The sequence below is a fragment of the Hymenobacter sp. UV11 genome (assembly GCF_004684095.1).
GTDB lineage: Bacteria > Bacteroidota > Bacteroidia > Cytophagales > Hymenobacteraceae > Hymenobacter.
In genome coordinates, this window is record NZ_SRII01000004.1 from 166479 (window position 1) to 184855 (window position 18377).

At 62.2% G+C, this 18377-nt stretch carries 15 protein-coding genes; 7 read left to right on the plus strand and 8 right to left on the minus strand.

The window, feature by feature from the left end; all coding sequences use genetic code 11:
- The first annotated feature begins 120 nt into the window (after positions 1-120).
- Together E4631_RS08180 and E4631_RS08185 are read left to right on the plus strand one after the other, a co-directional pair.
- Positions 121-1380, plus strand: coding sequence for an AAA family ATPase (locus E4631_RS08180; RefSeq protein WP_133659615.1), 1260 nt, complete (start codon positions 121-123; stop codon positions 1378-1380).
- A 2-nt stretch (positions 1381-1382) separates the two neighbouring features.
- Positions 1383-1994: a DUF4276 family protein gene (locus E4631_RS08185; RefSeq protein WP_133659616.1), complete on the plus strand. Its 612-nt coding sequence runs from the start codon at positions 1383-1385 to the stop codon at positions 1992-1994.
- Here E4631_RS08185 and E4631_RS08190 read toward each other — a convergent pair.
- On the minus strand, positions 1991-3682 hold the full coding sequence (locus E4631_RS08190; protein ID WP_133659617.1) for an AMP-binding protein: 1692 nt from the start codon (positions 3680-3682) through the stop codon (positions 1991-1993). The genes E4631_RS08185 and E4631_RS08190 overlap by 4 nt on opposite strands.
- Before the next feature lie 135 nt (positions 3683-3817).
- Between E4631_RS08190 and E4631_RS08195 the strand changes: the two genes are divergently transcribed.
- A complete protein-coding gene (locus tag E4631_RS08195; RefSeq protein WP_133659618.1) occupies positions 3818-4270 on the plus strand; it encodes a DUF2141 domain-containing protein in 453 nt (150 codons plus the stop codon).
- Here E4631_RS08195 and E4631_RS08200 read toward each other — a convergent pair.
- From E4631_RS08200 to E4631_RS08220, 5 genes are all read right to left on the minus strand, one after another.
- Entirely contained in the window at positions 4267-4758 is a 492-nt protein-coding gene (locus E4631_RS08200) for a YdeI/OmpD-associated family protein (protein WP_133659619.1), read from the minus strand. The two genes, E4631_RS08195 and E4631_RS08200, sit on opposite strands and share 4 nt — an antisense overlap.
- A gap of 163 nt (positions 4759-4921) precedes the next feature.
- A complete protein-coding gene (locus E4631_RS08205; RefSeq protein WP_133659620.1) occupies positions 4922-6172 on the minus strand; it encodes a glutamate-5-semialdehyde dehydrogenase in 1251 nt (416 codons plus the stop codon).
- Positions 6173-6337: 165 nt separating this feature from the next.
- The gene (locus E4631_RS08210; RefSeq protein WP_133659621.1) at positions 6338-7114 is read right to left on the minus strand and encodes a hypothetical protein; all 777 of its coding nucleotides are present in this window, start codon (positions 7112-7114) and stop codon (positions 6338-6340) included.
- A gap of 136 nt (positions 7115-7250) precedes the next feature.
- On the minus strand, positions 7251-8336 hold the full coding sequence (gene proB / locus E4631_RS08215; RefSeq protein ID WP_133659622.1) for a glutamate 5-kinase: 1086 nt from the start codon (positions 8334-8336) through the stop codon (positions 7251-7253).
- Between the two features lie 155 nt (positions 8337-8491).
- Positions 8492-9484 (minus strand): aldo/keto reductase, encoded by a 993-nt coding sequence (locus tag E4631_RS08220; protein WP_133659623.1) that lies wholly within the window; start codon positions 9482-9484, stop codon positions 8492-8494.
- Between the two features lie 191 nt (positions 9485-9675).
- Here E4631_RS08220 and E4631_RS08225 point away from each other — a divergent pair, with 191 nt between their 5' ends.
- Both E4631_RS08225 and E4631_RS26920 read left to right on the plus strand, forming a co-directional pair.
- Complete coding sequence (locus E4631_RS08225; protein ID WP_133659624.1) at positions 9676-10374, plus strand: DsbA family oxidoreductase; 699 nt, start codon at positions 9676-9678, stop codon at positions 10372-10374.
- 215 nt (positions 10375-10589) lie between these two features.
- Positions 10590-13142: a TonB-dependent receptor plug domain-containing protein gene (locus tag E4631_RS26920; protein ID WP_133659625.1), complete on the plus strand. Its 2553-nt coding sequence runs from the start codon at positions 10590-10592 to the stop codon at positions 13140-13142.
- Between the two features lie 73 nt (positions 13143-13215).
- Here the strand turns inward: E4631_RS26920 and E4631_RS08235 are convergent, their stop codons facing one another.
- Together E4631_RS08235 and mfd are read right to left on the minus strand one after the other, a co-directional pair.
- Positions 13216-13662 carry a hypothetical protein gene (locus E4631_RS08235; RefSeq protein WP_133659626.1) on the minus strand — a complete coding sequence of 149 codons (447 nt, stop codon included), beginning with the start codon at positions 13660-13662 and terminating at the stop codon, positions 13216-13218.
- Positions 13663-13696: 34 nt separating this feature from the next.
- Complete coding sequence (gene mfd, locus E4631_RS08240) at positions 13697-17173, minus strand: transcription-repair coupling factor (protein ID WP_133659627.1); 3477 nt, start codon at positions 17171-17173, stop codon at positions 13697-13699.
- Positions 17174-17314: 141 nt separating this feature from the next.
- Here mfd and E4631_RS08245 point away from each other — a divergent pair, with 141 nt between their 5' ends.
- Both E4631_RS08245 and E4631_RS08250 read left to right on the plus strand, forming a co-directional pair.
- On the plus strand, positions 17315-17605 hold the full coding sequence (locus E4631_RS08245) for a hypothetical protein (RefSeq protein WP_133659628.1): 291 nt from the start codon (positions 17315-17317) through the stop codon (positions 17603-17605).
- A 5-nt stretch (positions 17606-17610) separates the two neighbouring features.
- Positions 17611-18351, plus strand: a complete 741-nt coding sequence (locus E4631_RS08250; protein ID WP_133659629.1) for a metal-dependent hydrolase — start codon at positions 17611-17613, stop codon at positions 18349-18351.
- Positions 18352-18377 lie beyond the last annotated feature (26 nt).

Here is an 18377-nt window from a genome sequence, read left to right on the forward strand (position 1 = left end):
CACGAAGAAGGCCCGCAGCGTTAGTTGCGGGCCTTCTTCGTGGGCGTTAGGGTAGGCTGTGTACTGTCAGCGGCGGGGGTACTTGCCAGACTGGCTTACTTTGTGAAAAAGCTGCGTTGTATGCCCGATTCTAGTTCGACCGTTCCCCGCCTCACCTATTTGCGCATCAAGAACTACCGCGCCCTGCGCGACGTGGAATTTCGCGACCTCACGCCGCTCACGGTACTCATCGGCCCTAATGGCAGCGGTAAAAGCACCGTGCTGGATGCCTTGGATTTTCTGGCTGAAGCCGTGCGGGGGAATATGCAAGCAGCTTGGGAAAAGCGCGACCGGTTTCGCGGAATGCGAACGCGGGGGAGTGAGGAAAATATTGAGTTTAAGGTAACAATTATAAATGATTTGTATGATTACTCATTAGATTATTCTTTGTCAATACAAGAGAGCGCTGGCGAACTGTTCATTCTAAATGAGAAGTTTATTGAAAAAAATGGAGTAGGTAAAGCGCAGGTGGCCTATGTGCTATCAAAGTCTCAAGGTTGGTATTCACACTTTGAAATCTTCAAAATAAAGGAAAATGAAGAAGTGCCTGAAAGTGCGTTTGATAATGACTTGGAATCAGTTTTTGATGGTAATGGCACTGCGCGTTCGCAAACCAATTCAGTAGAAATTCTAATTTCATTTGATAATCCTTTAAAGGAAAAGGCAGTTGTTTTTGATAAATTAATTAGCTCCTACCGCCTCTTTCACCTCACCGACGATCACCTTAAAGGCTACTCCGACGCGGGCCCACGCGAGAAGCTCTCGCCCAACGGCGACAACCTGCCTAATGTGTTCTACTACCTGCACGAGCGGCACCCCGAAACCCTCGCTAGAATAACGGCACAGCTGCGGCGCTGGGTGCCCCAACTAGCTGATATTGTGCCCGAAATAACCAGCGACGAGCGCCTGCTGCTGCGTTTTAAGGATGGGCCGTTTGAGAAGCCGCTGCCGGCGCAGTACATGTCGGGTGGCACCATGCGGCTGGCCGCCTTGCTCACGCTGCTCTACGAGCCGAACGCGACGGGCCTGCTGGGCATCGAAGAGCCCGAAAATGAGCTGCACCCGCAGCTGCTACCCCGCTTGGCCGAGGAGCTGATTACAGCTTCCGAAACGCGGCAGTTGCTGGTAGCCACGCACTCGCCCGCGCTGCTTAACGCCCTGGCGCCCGAGCAAGTTTGGATTTTGCACCGCGGGCCCGATGGCTATACCCAAGCCACGCGCACGGCCGACCTGCCCGGCATTCCGGCAATGGTAGAGGAAGGCTCACCGCTGGGCTACCTGTGGGCCCGCAATTTCTTTGATGTGGGAAATCCGCTCGATTCGCCGCTGGCCAGCAAGTAGTTATGCGCGTAGAGTTTCTGGTGGAAGAGCCATCGGCCCAGGCAGCGCTAGAGGTATTGTTGCCGCGCCTGCTGCCGGCTGGCTGCGCATTTCGGGTGCGGCCTTTCGACGGCTGGCAAGACCTGTTAGGCGATTTGCGTGTGCTGTTGCGCGGCTACCACCGCCGCATTATGCGCGAGGGCGAAACCGACCTGCGGATAGTGATTTTGCTCGACGGCGACGGTATTTGTACCCGTCGCAAAGCCAGCGTGGAAGAAAAAGCGGCCGAAGCCGGTCTGCTCACGCGGCGCACGGCGGGTCCCGACCAGCCTTTTCATGTCTTCACGCCCATCGCCGTGCAAGAGCTGGAAGCCTGGTGGCTGGGCGACCGCGCCGCTATTATAGCCGCCTACCCCGGCGTAAAGGCCCCGCATTTCAAGGGCATAGTGCGTGACCCCGACAGCCTGCCCAAACCCAATGAAACGCTGTGGGCGGTGCTCAAGCAAGGCCGCTACTTCGCCGCTGGCAAGCGCAAAAGCCAATGGGCCACCGACATCAGCCGGCACCTCGACCCGGCCCGCAATGCCTCGCCCAGCTTCCGGTACTTCTGCGAGGGTTTGGCAGCGCTGCGTTAGCTCGGCTCTTTTTCATAGAAAAATTCCTCCCTACCCCCCCCTTCTCCGCTGGGGCGGGCGCGTAGCTCCACGCGCCGGATTTTGCCGCTGATGGTCTTGGGTAGCTCGGCCACAAACTCCAGCACGCGGGGCATTTTGTAGGGCGCGAGGTGGGCGCGGCCGTAGCCAAACAGCTCGCGGGCCAGCGCGGGGGTAGGGGCCGCGCCTGGGGTGATAATTACGAAAGCCTTGATTTCATGGCCCTTGATGGGGTGCGGCACGCCCACCACGGCGGCCTCCACCACGGCCGGGTGCTCGATGAGCACGCTCTCCACCTCGAACGGGCCCACGCGGTAGTCGCTCGATTTTATCACGTCGTCGTCGCGGCCCACAAACCACAGGTAGCCGTCGGGGTCGCGGTAGGCTTTGTCGCCGGTGTAGTACAGGCCGTGCCGAAACACGCTGGCCGCCCGCTCGGGCTCGCCAAAATATTCCTTGAACAAGCCGTTGGCCTGGCCCGTATCGGTGCGCACCGCGATGTGCCCTTCGGCCAGGTCGGGCAGCAATCGACCCTCATCGTCAGCAATCACGATGTCGTACATAAACGACGGCTGGCCCATACTGCCTGGGCGCACGGCGCTGCCGGGCAGATTGTATATCATGGCCGTGCTCTCGGTTTGGCCGTAGCCATCGCGCAATAAAATGCCCGTGCCGCGCTGCCAGGCCGCTATCACTTCGGGGTTTAGCGGCTCGCCGGCGCTCACGCATTCGCGAAAAGTGAAGGGGTAGGGCGCCAGGTTTTCGAGCACCAGCAGGCGCAGCACGGTGGGCGGCGCGCAAAACGTGGTGACGCGCTCGCGCACCAGCGCCGCCAGCAGCGGCTCCGCCGCAAAGCGCCCGCTGCCCTGGTAGGCCACCAGCGTGGCGCCCACGCTGAGCGGCGCAAAAAAGCTGCTCCAGGCAAACTTGGCCCAGCCCGACTGCGCAATGTTGCAGTGCCGGTCGCCGGGCCGCAGCCCAATCCAGGCGGCGGTGCTGAGGTGGCCGACGGGGTACGAAAAGTGCGTGTGCGTCACCACTTTGGGTAGGCCGGTGGTGCCCGAGGTGAAGAATAAAAACAGCGGGTCGTCGGGCCGCGTGGGGGCGGCCTCGGCGGTGGCGGGCAGCCCGGCCAGGCCGGCAAACCCTACCCAGCCTGGCCGCTCGGTGGTGCCCACCAGCATCTTGAGGCCAATGCGCTGGCCCAGGGCCTGCTCGGCGGCGTCGATTTTGGCGGCGTTCTCGGCGTCGGCAATCACCACGGCGGGCAGCAGCCGGCTGAAGCGGTATTCCAAGTCGCTCACCGTGAGAATGCTGGCCGCCGGTATCAGCAGCTGTCCGCCCTTGATGCCGGCCACGTAGGTATCCCAGAGCTCGGCGCATACGGGCACCATCAGCAGCACGGCCTGGCCCGGCGCTACCCCGGCCCCGCGCCAGAAGTTGAGCAGCTGGTTGGCGTGGGCGGCCAGCTCGGCGTAGCTAATGGCCTGGCTGCTCGCGTCGTCGGCCAGCACCAGGGCTGGCTGGTGGGGGCGCTCGGCCACGTGCAGGCCCTCCAGAATATCAGTTGTCCAGTTAAAGAATTCGGGTTTCGGAAGGGGCCGCTCGGCTAGCTCGGCGTAGGCGCCCGCCTCGGCTAGGCGCTGAAAATGACGGAAGTAGGCTTGCATACGCAGCAGGGGGGTAGGGTGGGATACGCGAAGGTAAACCGTGCCCCGCCGCCCGGCCGCCCGGCCCCGATAGGAACGATTTAGGCTGCTTCATAAGTTTACGCCAGTACTCTGCCATTAGCTTAGTGCCCTACAATGAATGCTTTGCCCCTGACCGCGCTTCTCCTGAGTAGCTCCATACTCAGCGCTGGAACGGCCCCGCGGCCCGCCCCGGCTACCCAGCTCGTCACGATTGTGGTGTCGGACCTGGCTTCCACGCAGGCCCAGATAAAGCTCAACTTCTACAACGAGCCCGATAAGTTTCTAAAGGATGGGCAGATGGCCATTCGGCTGTTTGTGAAGCCCGAGGGTAAAAACGAGATTACGGTGCCCGTGGAGCTGGCCCCCGGCGAGTGGGCCGTGGCTCTGACCCAGGACCTTAACAATAACAACAAGCTCGACAAGAACTTCCTGGGTATCCCGACCGAGCCGTTTGCGTTTTCCAACAACGTGAAGCCCCGCCTCGCGGCTCCCAGCTTTCAGCAGTGCAAGTTCACGGTCGATGGCCCCGGCCAGGTAGTGACTATTACCTCCTGGAACGACTTTTAGGCCCGAAACGGATGCGCGCCTCGCGCCAGCCGCTCGGCCAACTCCACGGCGTAGCGGGCGCGGGTTTCGGGGCGCTTGGCGTCGGCCACCTTGCGGGCCATAGCTCGGCGCATAGCGCCAGTTTGGGCCAGAAAGGCGGTTTCGGCCTCGGGCCAAGCGGCGAGGGCTTCAGCCAGCTCATCGGGTAGGTCCACGTGGTCGGGGTTGGGGTCGGGCGCCAGCGTTACGGCCACTTCCTGGCCGATTGCCAGCCCGAGCTGCTGGCACAGCGTTTTGCGCAGCATCAGGTAGCGCCCGCCGCCCTCCAGTGGCAGTAGCCCCAGGCGCTCGGCGTGGCCGTTGAGGGTGGCAATGACGCGCTTGGTGGCCCGGCCGCCCACCGCCTGCCACGCCGCCTCAGGCACCACCACTAGCTGGGTGGGCATGAAGCTGGGGCCGCCGGCTTCGAGCACGGCGCGAAAGGAGGGGGTAGGTGGTACGGTGGACATAACTGGGTTGCAATATTCTCTATAGAAAAAACTTCCCAAAAGAAAGTCATTCCGAGCTTGCCGAGGAATCTCGCGCGGGCCGTTCGGATATGGTGCCACGACGCGGGCGGGACTCTTCGGCAAGCTCGGAATGACTTTCTTTTTAAAGATTATAGCCTAATAATCAGGTGCGCACCTGCCCGGTGCCGCGCACTAGCCACTTGTAGCTGGTCAGCTCTTCCAGGCCCATCGGCCCGCGGGCGTGCAGCTTTTGAGTGCTGATACCGATTTCGGCGCCCAGCCCAAACTGCCCGCCGTCGGTAAAAGCCGTGGAGGCATTGGCGTACACGGCCGCCGCATCCACGACCTGCAAAAAAGTGTCGAGATGCGCCTGGTTTTCCGAGATAATAGCCTCGCTGTGGCGCGAGCCGTGGCGGGCAATGTGGTCGAGGGCCGCGTCGAGGTCGGGCACGGTCTTGATGGCCAGTTTGTAATCCAGAAACTCGGTGCCAAAATGCGCCTCCGTGGCCGCTGCCAGCAATTCGGGGGGGTAGGCGCCGGCCAGCGCCGCTAGGGCCGGCGCATCGGCGAAAAGCTGCACCTGCGCGGCGGCCAGCGGGGCCACCAGCGCGGGCAGGTCGGCCAGCCGGCTTTCGTGCAGCAGCAAGCAGTCCAGGGAGTTGCAGACGCTCACGCGGCGCGTTTTGGCATTGGCCACGATGGCCGCGCCGGTGATCAGGTCGCCGGTCGCGTCGAAGTAGGTGTGCACCACGCCGGCCCCAGTTTCGATAACGGGCACGCGGGCGTTCTCCCGCACGTAGTTTATTAGCCCCTGGCTGCCGCGCGGAATGACCACATCGACCAGGCCCACGGCCAGCAGCATGGCTTCGGTGGCGGCGCGCTCGGGGGGTAGGAGGGTGGCGGCGGCCAGCGGCAGGCCGTGGCGCAGTAGCACCGGCCCAGCTACCTCGATAAGCGCCGTATTAGAAGCCGCCGCGTCGGAGCCGCCCTTGAGCAGGCAGGCGTTGCCGGTTTTCAGGCATAGCGCTAGGCTGTCGATGGTCACATTGGGCCGCGCCTCGTAAATGATGCCCACCACGCCCAGCGGCACACGCACCTTACTCAGCTGCAAGCCGTTGGACAACGTCTTCTCGCTCAGCTTCGCGCCTAGCGGGGAGGGGAGGGCGGCCACGCTGCGCAGGTCCTGAGCCATGGCGGCCAGGCGCTCGGGGGTGAGGCGCAGGCGGTCGTGGCGCGGGTCGGTGGCGGGCATCCGGGCCAGGTCCTGAGCATTGGCGGCCAGCACCACGTCGGTGCGGGCCACCAGGGCGTCGGCCAGGTCGCGCAGTAGGGCATCGGTAGTAGTGGCGGGTACCGTGGCCAGGGCCCGACTGGCGCGCTGGGCCGCCACAAAATAGGCAGAGTAGACGGACATGAGCGTTGGGTGTGAGCAGGTGGCCTGGCTGCAAAGAACGGGTTGCTCACTGGTAACCGGCTGGCTATGGCCACTTATCTTCATCACCACGCTCTAGCGGCCCCTGGCGCGAGTTACGCTGCGTTAGACTCTCACCAGGGACAGCCACTGCGTAACATCGGTTATTTACAGCGCCACTCCCTGCCCCAGCAGCCAGAACCCGACGGCTCCGAACAGCGCCGCCAGCACCGGCCACCACTGCCAATGCAGCAGCCCGGAGTCGCCGGCCGGGCCCGCTGCCGCCTGCATGCCAGTGCGGAATGCCCGGCCCAGCACCATGGGGCTCATCACCAGGTTGGCCACAATGGAGGGGTAGGGCACGGGCAGCACCAGCGCCACCAGCACCGCCGAGCCTACCAGCCAGGGCCAGAGCAGCAGGCTCCGCATGGCAGCCAGCGCGGGCAGCGCCTCGGCCGGCACCAAGCGCCGAAACAGCGGACCAGTGCCCGCAATTACCCACAGCAGCACCAGCGCGGCGGCCACCGCCCCGGCCCACTGCCCCCAGGCGGGTACGTGCAGCAGAGCCACCAGCTGGCCCGTATCGCCACCGGGTACCAAGGGTGCAATCATCAGGTAGCCAAAGAAATTGATTATTCCGAACACGCTCGCAAACAGCCCTAGCAGGCCCCCGAGGCCGCGTGCCTGGCTGCGCCGCGCCCAACCCAGTAGCCCCATGCCTTGCACCAGGCTCCAGAGCGGCCCGGCCGCCGCCACCAGGCCTTGCGCCAGCCCAGAGAGGTTTTTGTTGGTATTCGTAACGTAGGTGTTATACAAAATCGGCCTACCCCCCAGGCCGGCCGATACTACGGCGTGGGCCACTTCGTGGGTAATAATGGTAGCCAGGAATGCCGCCACATAAAGGCAGATGGCATTGACGAGCAGCGGGCGGCTGGCGGTGGGCATGAGCGGGGGCTAAATAGCAGGAATAAGCTTTCCCATCAAACTTAGCCCAAACGAAGTGCCTTGAAAGATAAGATATTACCCAAGCTGCAAAAAGGTCAGCCGAAGCATTCAGAAATTTCCTTAAAGCGCTTGCTTCTTAATTCTCCGTCGTCAGGAATAGGTAGTCGTAGTGCACCAGTGGGCGCTGGCCGTGCTGGCCCAGGCGCTCGCGGGCCTTGTCGGCGCCGTACTCGGCCAGGCCCAGGCCGATAGCATGACCGGCCTCATCCACGAGGCGCACGAGGTCGCCCTTTTGAAACTCGCCCTCAATTTTTACTACCCCCACCGGCAGCAGGCTGGTGGCTTGGCCGGCCGCCAGCAGCGCGGTGCGGGCGCCGGCATTCACGTGCACCGTGGCCTGGGCGGTTTGGGCATGGGCCAGCCATTTTTTGGTGCGCGAGGCCCGCTTGCTGGGCTGAAACCAGGTGCTGATGGCCGTATCATTCAAGATGTTAGGCAGGATATTGGGCGTTTTGCCATTGGCGATGTGCACGCTGATGCCCAGGCTGGCCACTTTGTGCGCGATGGAGCATTTCGTGAGCATGCCACCGCGTCCAAACTGCGAGCGCGTGGCCGTGATAAACTCGGCAAAGCCGGTGTCGTGCGGCGCAATGTGCCGGATAACTTGCGCGCTGGGCCGGCTGGGGTCGCTGTCGAAAATGCCGTCTACGTTGCTGAGTATCAGCAGGGCGTCGGCATCGAGCATGCTGGCCACCAGGCCCGCCAACTCGTCGTTATCCGTAAACATGAGTTCCGTGACCGAAATCACATCGTTCTCATTCACAATGGGAATGACGTTTTGCTGGAGCAATTCCTGGAAGCAATTGCGCATGTTCAGGTAGTGCTGGCGGTCGCGAAAGTCTTCCTTGGTCACCAGCACCTGCGCGCCCAGCAGGCCGTGCGGGGCCAGCAGCGCGGCGTACAGGCTCAGGAGCTTCACCTGGCCCACGGCGGCCAGCAGCTGGCGGCTGCGCACCGCGTCAGCCTTGGGGGGTAGGATGATGAGGCTGCGCCCCGCCGCCACCGCCCCCGACGACACCAGGATAATCTCGCAGCCCTGGCTTTTGAGGCCCACTATCTGGCTCACCAGCTGGGCCATGCGGTCCTCATCGGGCAGGCCGTTGGCCTGGGTGAGCACGTTGGAGCCGATTTTGACGACGAGGCGGCGGTAGGGTAGGGGCATAGCGCAAAAGTAGGGGGGTAGCAAAGCGATTAAAAAAGAACGTCATGCTGAGCTTACCGAAGCATCTCTATCACGCCGCTGGGGTTAGTAACCCAACGAAACGGTAGAGATGCTTCGACAAGCTCAGCATGACGTTCTTTTTTGCCTTTGCTGCCTTACCCCACCTGCACCTGTGCCAGTTGCTTGTTGATAAAATCAACCTCTTCGAAGCTCAACTTCACGTCCATCGCCTTGGCGTTTTGGGTGGCTTGCTCGGGGTTGCGAGCGCCCACCAGCGCCACCGTGATGCCGGGCTGCGCCAGCGTCCAGGCCAGCACGAGCTGGCCGAGGCTGGCGTTTTTGGTTTCGGCCAGGGGCCGGATTTTGTTCAGGAAGTCGTTGACTTTGGTCACCGCCTCGGGCTTGAACAGGCGGTTGGTGCTGCGCAAATCACTCGCGTCGAAGTGCTGGCCGGGCTTGATTTTGCCGGTCAGCAGGCCCAGCTGCAAGGGGCTGTAGACCAGAATGCCCAGGTTGTGCTGCTGCGTGTACGGCACCACGTCCTTTTCAATGTCGCGGCGCAACATGCTGAACGGCATTTGGTTGGAAGCCAGCTTCAGTGTCTTTTCGGCCTCCTCCAGTTGGGCCACCGAGTAGTTGCTGACGCCAACGGCGCGCACCTTGCCCTGCTCCATGAGGCGCTGCACGGCCTCCATCGTTTCGCTGATGGGCGTAGTCACGTCGGGCCAGTGCTGCTGGTAGAGGTCGATGTAGTCGGTGCCCAGGCGTTGCAGGCTTTCCTCGCATTCCTTGATGATGCTGTCGCGGCTGGCGTACTTATACACGTCGAGGTCGTGGCCCTGGTTGTCCTTGGTTTTCATGGCGAAGTCGCCCCTGGGCTGGTCCCAGCGCATGCCAAACTTGGTCAAAATCTGCACCTTGTCGCGCGGTAGGCTCTTGATGGCCTCGCCCACAATCTGCTCGCTCAGGCCCATGCCATACACCGGCGCCGTGTCGATGCTGGTCACCCCGAGGTCGTAGGCAGCATGAATGGCGCCCACGGCGTCGTTCTGCTCGGTGCCGCCCCACATCCAGCCGCCGGCCGCCCAGCTGCCAAAGGTGATGCGCGAAACGCTGACGTCGGACGAGCCTAATTTCTGATATTCCATGAGTTAAAGTAAATGCTGGCAAAAAATACGTCCTCTTTTAACCCGCCCGCCCGGCCGAAGGTTACGCCCTACCCCCCATTGCGGCCCTGAACGCCCACGGCCGGCCGGGTGTTACCGAATGCCCGAACCGCAAACAATTCACCGCGTTTGTGGCTTCGTGCTGTTCTGGTATTCACTAGCTTTTTTGTCTTATGAAAGTTGAAATCTGGTCCGATGTAGTTTGCCCGTTCTGCTACATCGGCAAGCGTAAGTTTGAAAAGGCGCTGGGCGAATTTGCCCACCGCGACGACGTGCAGGTAGAGTGGAAGAGCTTCCAGCTCACGCCCAATTTTGTGCCTACCCCCGGCGAAAGCATCCACGCCTCGCTGGCCAAAAAGAAAGGCGTGCCCGAGGCCGAAGGCCGCCGCATGAACGACTACATGACCGACGCCGCCAAGGCCGTGGGTCTTGATTACCAATTTGATATAGCCATTCCGGCCAATACCTTTCTGGCCCACCAGCTCATCCACTTCGGGGCCCACCAGGGCAAGCAGGATGCCACCAAGGAGCGCCTCATGGCCGCCTACTACCTCGAAGGCCGCGACCTGAACCAACTGGACACACTCATCAACCTGGCCGCCGAAATCGGCCTCGATGCGGAGGCCGCCCGCCAGGCGCTGGAGGCCGGCACCTATGCCAACGAGGTGCGCCGCGACGAGTACGAGGCCCAGCAAATTGGGGTGCAGGGCGTGCCCTTCTTCGTGTTTGAAGACAAGTACGCTGTGTCGGGCGCGCAGCCCAGCGAGGTGTTTGCCGAGGTGCTGGGCAAGGTGTGGGAAGAAGGCCATCCTAAAAACCAGCCCGTTATGCTGGCCAACGGCCCCGCGTGCGGCCCCGACGGCTGCGACTAGCGCGTAAAAGCAACGGATAATCGTCTGTCATTGCGAGCTTGCGAAGCAATCGCACCCGAACGAAGTCTGAACGAGCCGTTCGCCCACCGTTCTGGTGCGATTGCTTCGCAGGCTCGCAATGACAGACGATTATCCGTTGCTCTCTTTCCTGTTCATACTTTCGCCACCCTGCCCGGCGTAGGCTTGCAGGCAGGCGAGCGTTACACGGTTTTTCTATGAAAGGTAATTTGAAAGGGATGCGTCCAAAAATCGCGGCGTTTGGAGTGGCGGCGACGGGCCTGCTGGGGCTGCTGGCGTTTCGCTACCCCACCGAGGGCAACCCCATCCAGGCCATTGCCGAAAAGCTGAGCGCCTACTACACCACGGTGCGCCCCGAGAAGGCCTACCTGCACCTCGACCGCCCGGCCTACGGCACCGGCGAAACCATCTGGTTCAGCGCCTACCTAATCGATGCCCTGCGCCACCAGCCCGATACGCTGAGCAAGGTGCTGCACGTAGAGCTACTCTCGCCCCAGCGCCAGGTGGTGGCCCGCCGCACCCTGCGCCTGTCGGGCGGCCGCACCTACGGCGATATTGAGCTGAGCGATACGCTCAAATCGGGTACTTACCTGCTGCGCGCCTTCACCACTTGGATGCGCAACGTGAACCCGGCCTACGTTTTTCAGCGGCAGCTGCAGGTGTGGCCCGCCGCCCCCAACCAGCCCGACGATTTTGGGGGCGCTACCCCCCGCCCGTCGGCCAAAGCCACTACCAAGGCAGCCGTGGTGGCGGGCAAGGTCGATGTGCAGTTTTTTCCCGAAGGCGGTAACCTCGTGGCGGGCTTGCCGGCCACGGTGGGCTTTAAGGCGGTGGCGGCCAACGGGCACGGGGCCAGCATCAGTGGGCAGGTGCTTGATGAGCAGAACAAGCCCGTGGGGACGGCCTTCGGCGCGACGCACGCGGGCATGGGGCGGCTGAGCTTTACGCCCGCCGCCGGCCAGCGCTACCACGCCCGCGTGAAGCTGCCCGACGGCGGCAGCGCCGACTACCCCCTTCCCGCCGTGCAGGCCACCGGCTACGCCCTGCGCGTGCTCGACGCCGGCGATAGCTACAATGTAGAAGTGCGCTACAAAGGCGCGCCCGGCGCCCCGGTGCCCGGCCCGGCCATGCTGCTGAGCGAAGTGCGCGGCTACATCGTGGGCCTGATACCCCGGCCCCTCACCGACAACGGCGCGCCCGTAACTTGGAAGCTGAGCAAGGCGCGCTACCCCAATGGTATTCTGCACATTACCTTGTTTGATGCCCAAAGCGTGCCGCAGGCCGAGCGCCTGGCTTTCGTGTTGAACGGCCCGCCCGCCCTGCGCGTGACCCTCACGCCCGATAAGGCCGCCTACGCCCCCCACGACCCCGTGCACGTGAAGGTGCAGGTGACCGATGCCGCTGGCCAGCCCGCCGCCGCCCACCTCTCGGTAACGGTAGCCGAGGCCGGCGCCGCCAGCCTCGACGCCGACGGCGGCAACGTGGCCACCAGCCTGCTGCTGACTTCCGACCTGGCGGGCTACGTGGAAAGCCCCGGCTATTATTTCCAGACTTCTACGCCTGAAACGGCGCAGGCGCTTGATAATCTGTTGCTTACCCAGGGTTGGCGCCGCTACGTGTGGAAAGAGGTGCTGGCCCCTACCCCCCCCTTGCTGGTGTACGGCGCCGAGCAGGGCGTGACGCTGAGCGGGCAGGTAACCGGCATGGGCCAGACGGGCATTGCCAATAGCCAGCTCACCTTCATCCAGAGCAAGCCCAACCGCAGCGTGCTCACAGCCAGCACCGATGCCCAGGGGCTCTTCCGCTTCACCGGCTTTCCGGGCAAGGATACGGCCGTGGTGACCTTGCAGGCCCGGCGCACATCGGGCGGCAGCAACGTCATTATTCGGCCCGACCTGGGGCCGCCCACCTTTGGCGCGCCCCTACCCCCCCTGCCAGCCCTGAACGCCGCCCCGCCCGCCGTGGCCGACTATCTGCGTCGCAGCCGCCAGCAGCAGGTGCAGGAGCGCCAGAACAACCCCGACGGCGAGGCCCTGCGCAATGTGCAACTCGGCAACGTGGCCGTAACCGGCAAAAAGGTGTTGATAGCGCCCGATGATACTCGCCGCCTCTACCCCGGCGTGGTGGCCAATACGGTAGTGGACTTTGCCAATGACCTGTCGGCGCAGTCGGGGCTGAATATCTTCCAGGTGCTGCAAGGCCGGGTAGCGGGCCTCACTGTGTCGGGGAGCCCGCCCAATATGAGCGTGCAGATACGGGGGAGCGGCACGCCCTTGTTTATTCTTGATGGCCAACGAATTGATATTGACTTCGTCAGCAGCATTCAGGCTAATCAAGTGGAGGCCGTGGAGGTATTCAAAGGGCCCGAGGCGGCCATTTTCGGCAGCGGGGCCAATGGTGGCGTTATTGCCATCTATACCAAGCGCGGCGATAAAAACTACAAGGGCAACGACCAACTGGCGCCCAGCCCCGGCATTCTCACTGTGAAGGTGCCGGGCTACTACGCCGCCCAGGAGTTTTACCAGCCCCGCTATGGTGCCCCGGTAATGAACGCGCCCACCATGGACCCGCGCCGCCTCACCCTCTTCTGGGACCCGCAGCTGACTACCGGTCCCAGCGGCCAGACGGAGTTCCTCTTCTACACCGCCGATGGCAGCGGCAACTTCCAGATTGCCACCGAGGGCATTACCCTAAACGGCCAGCCCAGCCGCGGCAGCAGCACCATCTACGTGGCGCCCAAGTCGCGGTAAGCTACTGTGCCACAACAAAAAGCCCGGCGTGTCGCACTGCGACACGCCGGGCTTTTTGCAGGGGGTAGGGCGCCTAGCTGGCCGCCCGAAAAACTTCGTCTTCCAAGCGCTTGAGGCGCGGCTCCTGGTCTTCGAGAGGTGCGAGGCGGCGAACCAGGTCGTCCGATTTCTCATTGCCGGCGCGCATGAGCTGCAGCATTTGCATTTGCACCTGAATCGTTTCGTCGGTCCGGCGGCCTTGTTCCTTTATCTCAACCGCTAGCTTATCAAGGCGCTGCTCAGTCTGCGTGTGCCGCGCCTCCGATAGCTTAAAAATGTTGATAATATCGCCAATCTGCTCGCCAATTCCGTCAAGGCGCTGGTCAATACGTTCAAGGCGCTGGTCAATGCTGTCTAGGCGTTTTTCCTGCCGGGTAACGGCCGTGATGAGCTGCTTTATCTGCTCGGCTTGCTGGTCCTGCTTGCGGGCCAAGTCCACTAACAGGCTCTCTAGTTGGTCGAAGCGCTGATTGACGTCCATCGGTGCGGTGCTTTTTATGGGCTAAGATAAGGGGCTAGGCCAGCACCATTTCGGCGGCGCCCAGCTTCACCAGCAGCTGCTGGGCCATCCCTACCCCCCTGATGCCGTCGAACGTCACTTGCAGCTTGTCCTTCTGGTCTTTCATGCGGGCGGTGCGCGGGTGAGTCTGCACAAAATTGAGAATCAACCCGAACTGCTCGCCCTGGAAATACGCCTCGTGCCCCGGCCCGGCGGGCAGGTAGGCGCGCAGTGTCTCGCGCTTCAGCGTCAACTTTTCCAGGCCAAGCTTGGCGGCCTGCCAGCGCAGCTTCACGATGTCCACGAGCTGCTGCACCTGCTCGGGCAGCGGCCCGAAGCGGTCAGTCATGCTGGCTACCAACTTGGCCAGCTCCTCGGGCTTCTGGGCGCGGTCGAGCTTGGCGTAGAGCTGCAAGCGCTCCGATACGTTGTTGACGTAGGTGTCGGGGATGAGCACCGGCAGGTCAGTTTCGATCTGCGTTTCCTTGGGCCCGTTACTGAGCGCACCGGCGGCCATTTGCAGGCGCTGTTGGCTGGTACCGCCCGTGCCTTCACCCAGGAACAAGTCCCGGAACTCGGTTTCCTTTAGCTCCTGTACGGCCTCGTCCAGCACCTGGTGGTAAGCCTCATAGCCTAGGTCGTTGATAAAGCCCGACTGCTCGCCGCCCAGCAGGTTGCCCGCGCCCCGAATGTCGAGGTCGCGCATGGCCACGTTGAAGCCCGCCCCCAGGTCCGAAAACTCCTCCAGCGTGTGCAGGCGCTTGCGGGCATCCGAGGGCAGGTTGGCCACTGGCGGCGTCAGCAGGTAGCAGTACGCCTTGCGGTTCGAGCGGCCCACGCGGCCCCGCATCTGGTGCAGGTCGCTCAGGCCAGTAAGGTGCGCCCGGTTGATAATGATGGTATTAGCATTCGGAATATCCAACCCGCTCTCAATAATGTTGGTCGAAACCAGCACGTCGTACTCGCCTTCCACGAACTTCATCATGCGCTTTTCCAATGAGTCGCCGTCCATCTGGCCATGAGCAAAGGTCACGCGAGCGTTAGGCACGAGGCGCAGTATCATGGCCGCCATCTCCTCAATGTCACTCACCCGGTTGTGCACGAAAAAGGCCTGGCCGCCGCGCTTCAATTCCCGCGCAATCGCGTCGCGGATAATGACTTCGTCGAACACCTGCAGCTCCGTCGTCACGGGTTGGCGGTTGGGTGGGGGGGTAGCAATCACGCTCAGGTCGCGGGCGCCCATCAGCGAAAAGTGCAGTGTGCGCGGTATCGGCGTGGCCGAGAGCGTGAGCGTATCCACGTTCACCTTTATTTCCTTGAGCTTGTCCTTGGTCTTGACGCCAAATTTCTGCTCTTCGTCAATAATCAGTAGGCCTAAATCTTTGAATTGCAGCTTCTTATTGGTAAGCGCGTGCGTGCCGATGAGAATATCGGTCCTACCCGCCGCCACGCGCTCCATCGTCTCCTTTATCTGCTTGGCCGTTTTGAAGCGGTTGATGTACTCCACCGTCACCGGCAGGTTGGCCAGCCGGTCCCGAAACGTCTTGTAGTGTTGCATCGCCAGGATGGTAGTAGGCACCAGCACCGCCACCTGCTTGCCATCGGCCGCCGCCTTGAAGGCCGCCCGAATGGCCACTTCCGTCTTGCCAAAGCCCACGTCGCCGCACACGAGCCGGTCCATGGGGTGGGGCTGCTGCATGTCGTTTTTCACGTCCTCCGTGGCCTTGGCCTGGTCGGGCGTGTCTTCCCAAATGAAGCTTGATTCCAGCTCGGCCTGCATAAAGCCATCCTTCGAAAAAGCGAAGCCTGGCGCCGTTTTACGCTTGGCATACAGCCGGATAAGGTCGGCCGCAATGTCTTTGACCTTCTTCTTGACCGACTTTTTCTTGTTCTCCCACTCCGGCGAGCCCAGCTTGCTCATGGTGGGCGGCGAGCCCTCCGCGCCGCTGTATTTGGCAATCTTGTGCAGCGAGTGAATACTCACCGTCAGCACGTCATCGTCTCTGTAAACCAGCCGGATAGCTTCCTGCACGTGGCCGTTCATCTCCACCTGCGTGAGGCCCGCGAAGCGCGCGATGCCGTAGTCCTGGTGCGTCACGTAGTCGCCGGGCTGCAAGGTCTTTAGCTCGCGCAGCGTCAGGGCCTTTTTCTTGGAAAACTTGCGGATTTCCTGCGCCCGGTAGTAGCGCTCAAATAGCTGGTGGTCCGTGTACACGGCCAGGCCCAGCCGCTCATCCACGTAGCCTTCGCGCAGGGCAATGAGCAGGTGCTGAAACTGCACATTCGGGTCCAGCTCGTCGAAAATCGTGCGCAGCCGGTCGGCCTGCCGCACCGAGTCGGCCGCGATGATGGTGGTAAAATCCCGGACTTTGTTCTCCCGGATGTTCTTCATCAGCCGGTCAAAATCCTTGTTGAAGCTCGGCTGCGGCTTGGCCGCAAACTGAAAATCCTGCGTGTTTTTGAAGTAAAACCGCTTGCCAAACTCCACGATGGCAAACTCATCGAGGCACTTTTTCAGGCTCCTACCCCCCTCAAACAGGTCAGCCGGCTTCGACACAATCTGCATGCCGCCGGCCTCTTCCAGCAGGCGCTTGAAGTTGCTTTCGGCTTTGTCAAACAACTCCGTCACCACGTCCAGCGTTTGGCGCATGTCCTTCACCCACAGGCAGCTGGTGCGGGGCAGGAACTCCAAAAACGACTCGCGGCGCTCCTGCAGCAGCTTGGTCTGCACATTGGGGATAATGCTCACCGACGTGCGCGTTTCCACCGAAAGCTGCGTCTCCGGGTTGAACGTGCGGATGCTCTCAATCTCATCGCCAAACAGCTCCAGGCGATAAGGCAGCTCATTGGCGTAGCTGAACACATCCACGATGCCGCCGCGCACCGCGTACTGCCCCGCCTCGTACACAAAATCCGACTTCTCAAAGTCGTATTGCGCCAGCAGCTCACCCAGAAAACTTACATCCAGCTTATCGCCCACTTTGGCCGAAAACGTGTTCTGCACCAAGCTCTGGCGGTTGATAACCTTCTCGCTCAGCGCCTCGGGGTAGGTGACGATGAGCGGCGCCCGGTCCAATGCCGCCGCGCTCGGTGCCCGGCTGGCATTCAGCTGGTTGAGTACTTCAGCGCGCATGAGCACGTTGGCGTTTTCCGTCTCGTCAAACTCGTAGGGCCGCTTGTAGGAAGAGGGGAAGAGCAGCGCCTCCGGCCCGTCGGGCAGCAGGTGGCGCAGGTCGGCCATAAAGAGCGTCGCCTCATCCTTATCGTGCAAAATGAACACGTTGGGATGCGCGTGGTGGGCACTGGCCGCCACCACCACGGCATCTTGCGAGCCCACCAGGCCGCGCAGCTGCACGCGCAGCTCGCCGCCGTGCGCCGCCTCGTCGGCCGATTGCCCGGCGTGGGCGGGCTGGGCCGCGGCCAGCAGGCGGGCGCTCAGGGTTTGCAGTTCGGCGTCGAGGCGATAAAGACGAAGAAAATCAGCTACTTGCACAGGATATTTTTATCGGTCAGCTAAAAAACGGCCAGCCCGGCCGGGGATAATTCCGGTCGGGCTAGGCGCTCAGTCAATACCACTACAAAGCTCCGAAAGTTTCCTCCGTAACTTGGGCCAAGAATTTTAGTAGTTTATTTTATGAATCCGCGTGACCTGCCCGAAGTAGTATCAGAGTTGATTATTGAGATGCACGAAGTGCGCGCCGAGCTGAGTGCCTTAAATGGCCGAATTGACCGTCTCGACCGTCGAGTGGAGAATCTGGAGACAGAGATGCGGCTTACCCGCGAAGAGAATCGTGAGAATACCGACCGACTCCTTGTCGGCATCCAGCGGATGCTAGACCCGTTTCTCAACCGCTTGCTGGAGCACGACGACCAGCTCCGTAGCCACCAAGGCCGCCTGAACAACCTCGAAAACCCCACGGCCTAAGTTACTTGCGCGGTTCTGCTCACCTGGCCATCGGCCTCATCACGGGCGTGGCGGTGGCCGGCCTCGTGCCCGGTATTCCGTTTTCACTGGCCGGCATTGCTTTGGCCGGCTTTTCGGCCCTCGCCCCCGACCTCGACCACCCCGAAAGCAAGCTCAGCCATCGGCTGGGCTTCACGCACGGCTACGTGCGCTGGGCCTTTGGGGCGGCGGCGCTGGGCCTGGCGGCCTACGCCTATTTTCAATTGAAGCCGGGGGCCGACCAGCGCCTGAGCTACACGGCCGCCCTGGCATTTGGGCTGCTGGGCGTGGCCTTGCAGGGCGGCTCGGCGCGCCGGCTGGCGCTGCTGTTTACGGGGCTGGGCACGGTGCTGGCGGGCCTCTATAGCCAGTTTTTGTGGCTAAGCCTGCTGGGCACGTTTATCGCGCTGGCGCCCTTCACGGCGCACCGCTCCTGGACGCACACTATCTGGGCCACCGCGCTCTGGACCTACATCGGCTACCTGGCCAACCACAGCCTGGGCTGGCGCGGCATTGCGCACTACGCGGGGGCCGGCTACGCCTCGCACCTGCTGGCCGACACGCTCACCAAGTCGGGCGTGCGCTGGCTGCTACCCCTCACCGACTTCAGCTTCAAGATTCCGCTGCTCAGCACGGGCTCTAAGGCGGGCAACGTGCTGGAGGCAACCATTTGCTTGGGCTATGGCCTCCTGGTACTGGGCTTGGTAATCGGTAAGATAGGGTTTTAGCAGGAATTAGTTGTGGATGCCGCGGT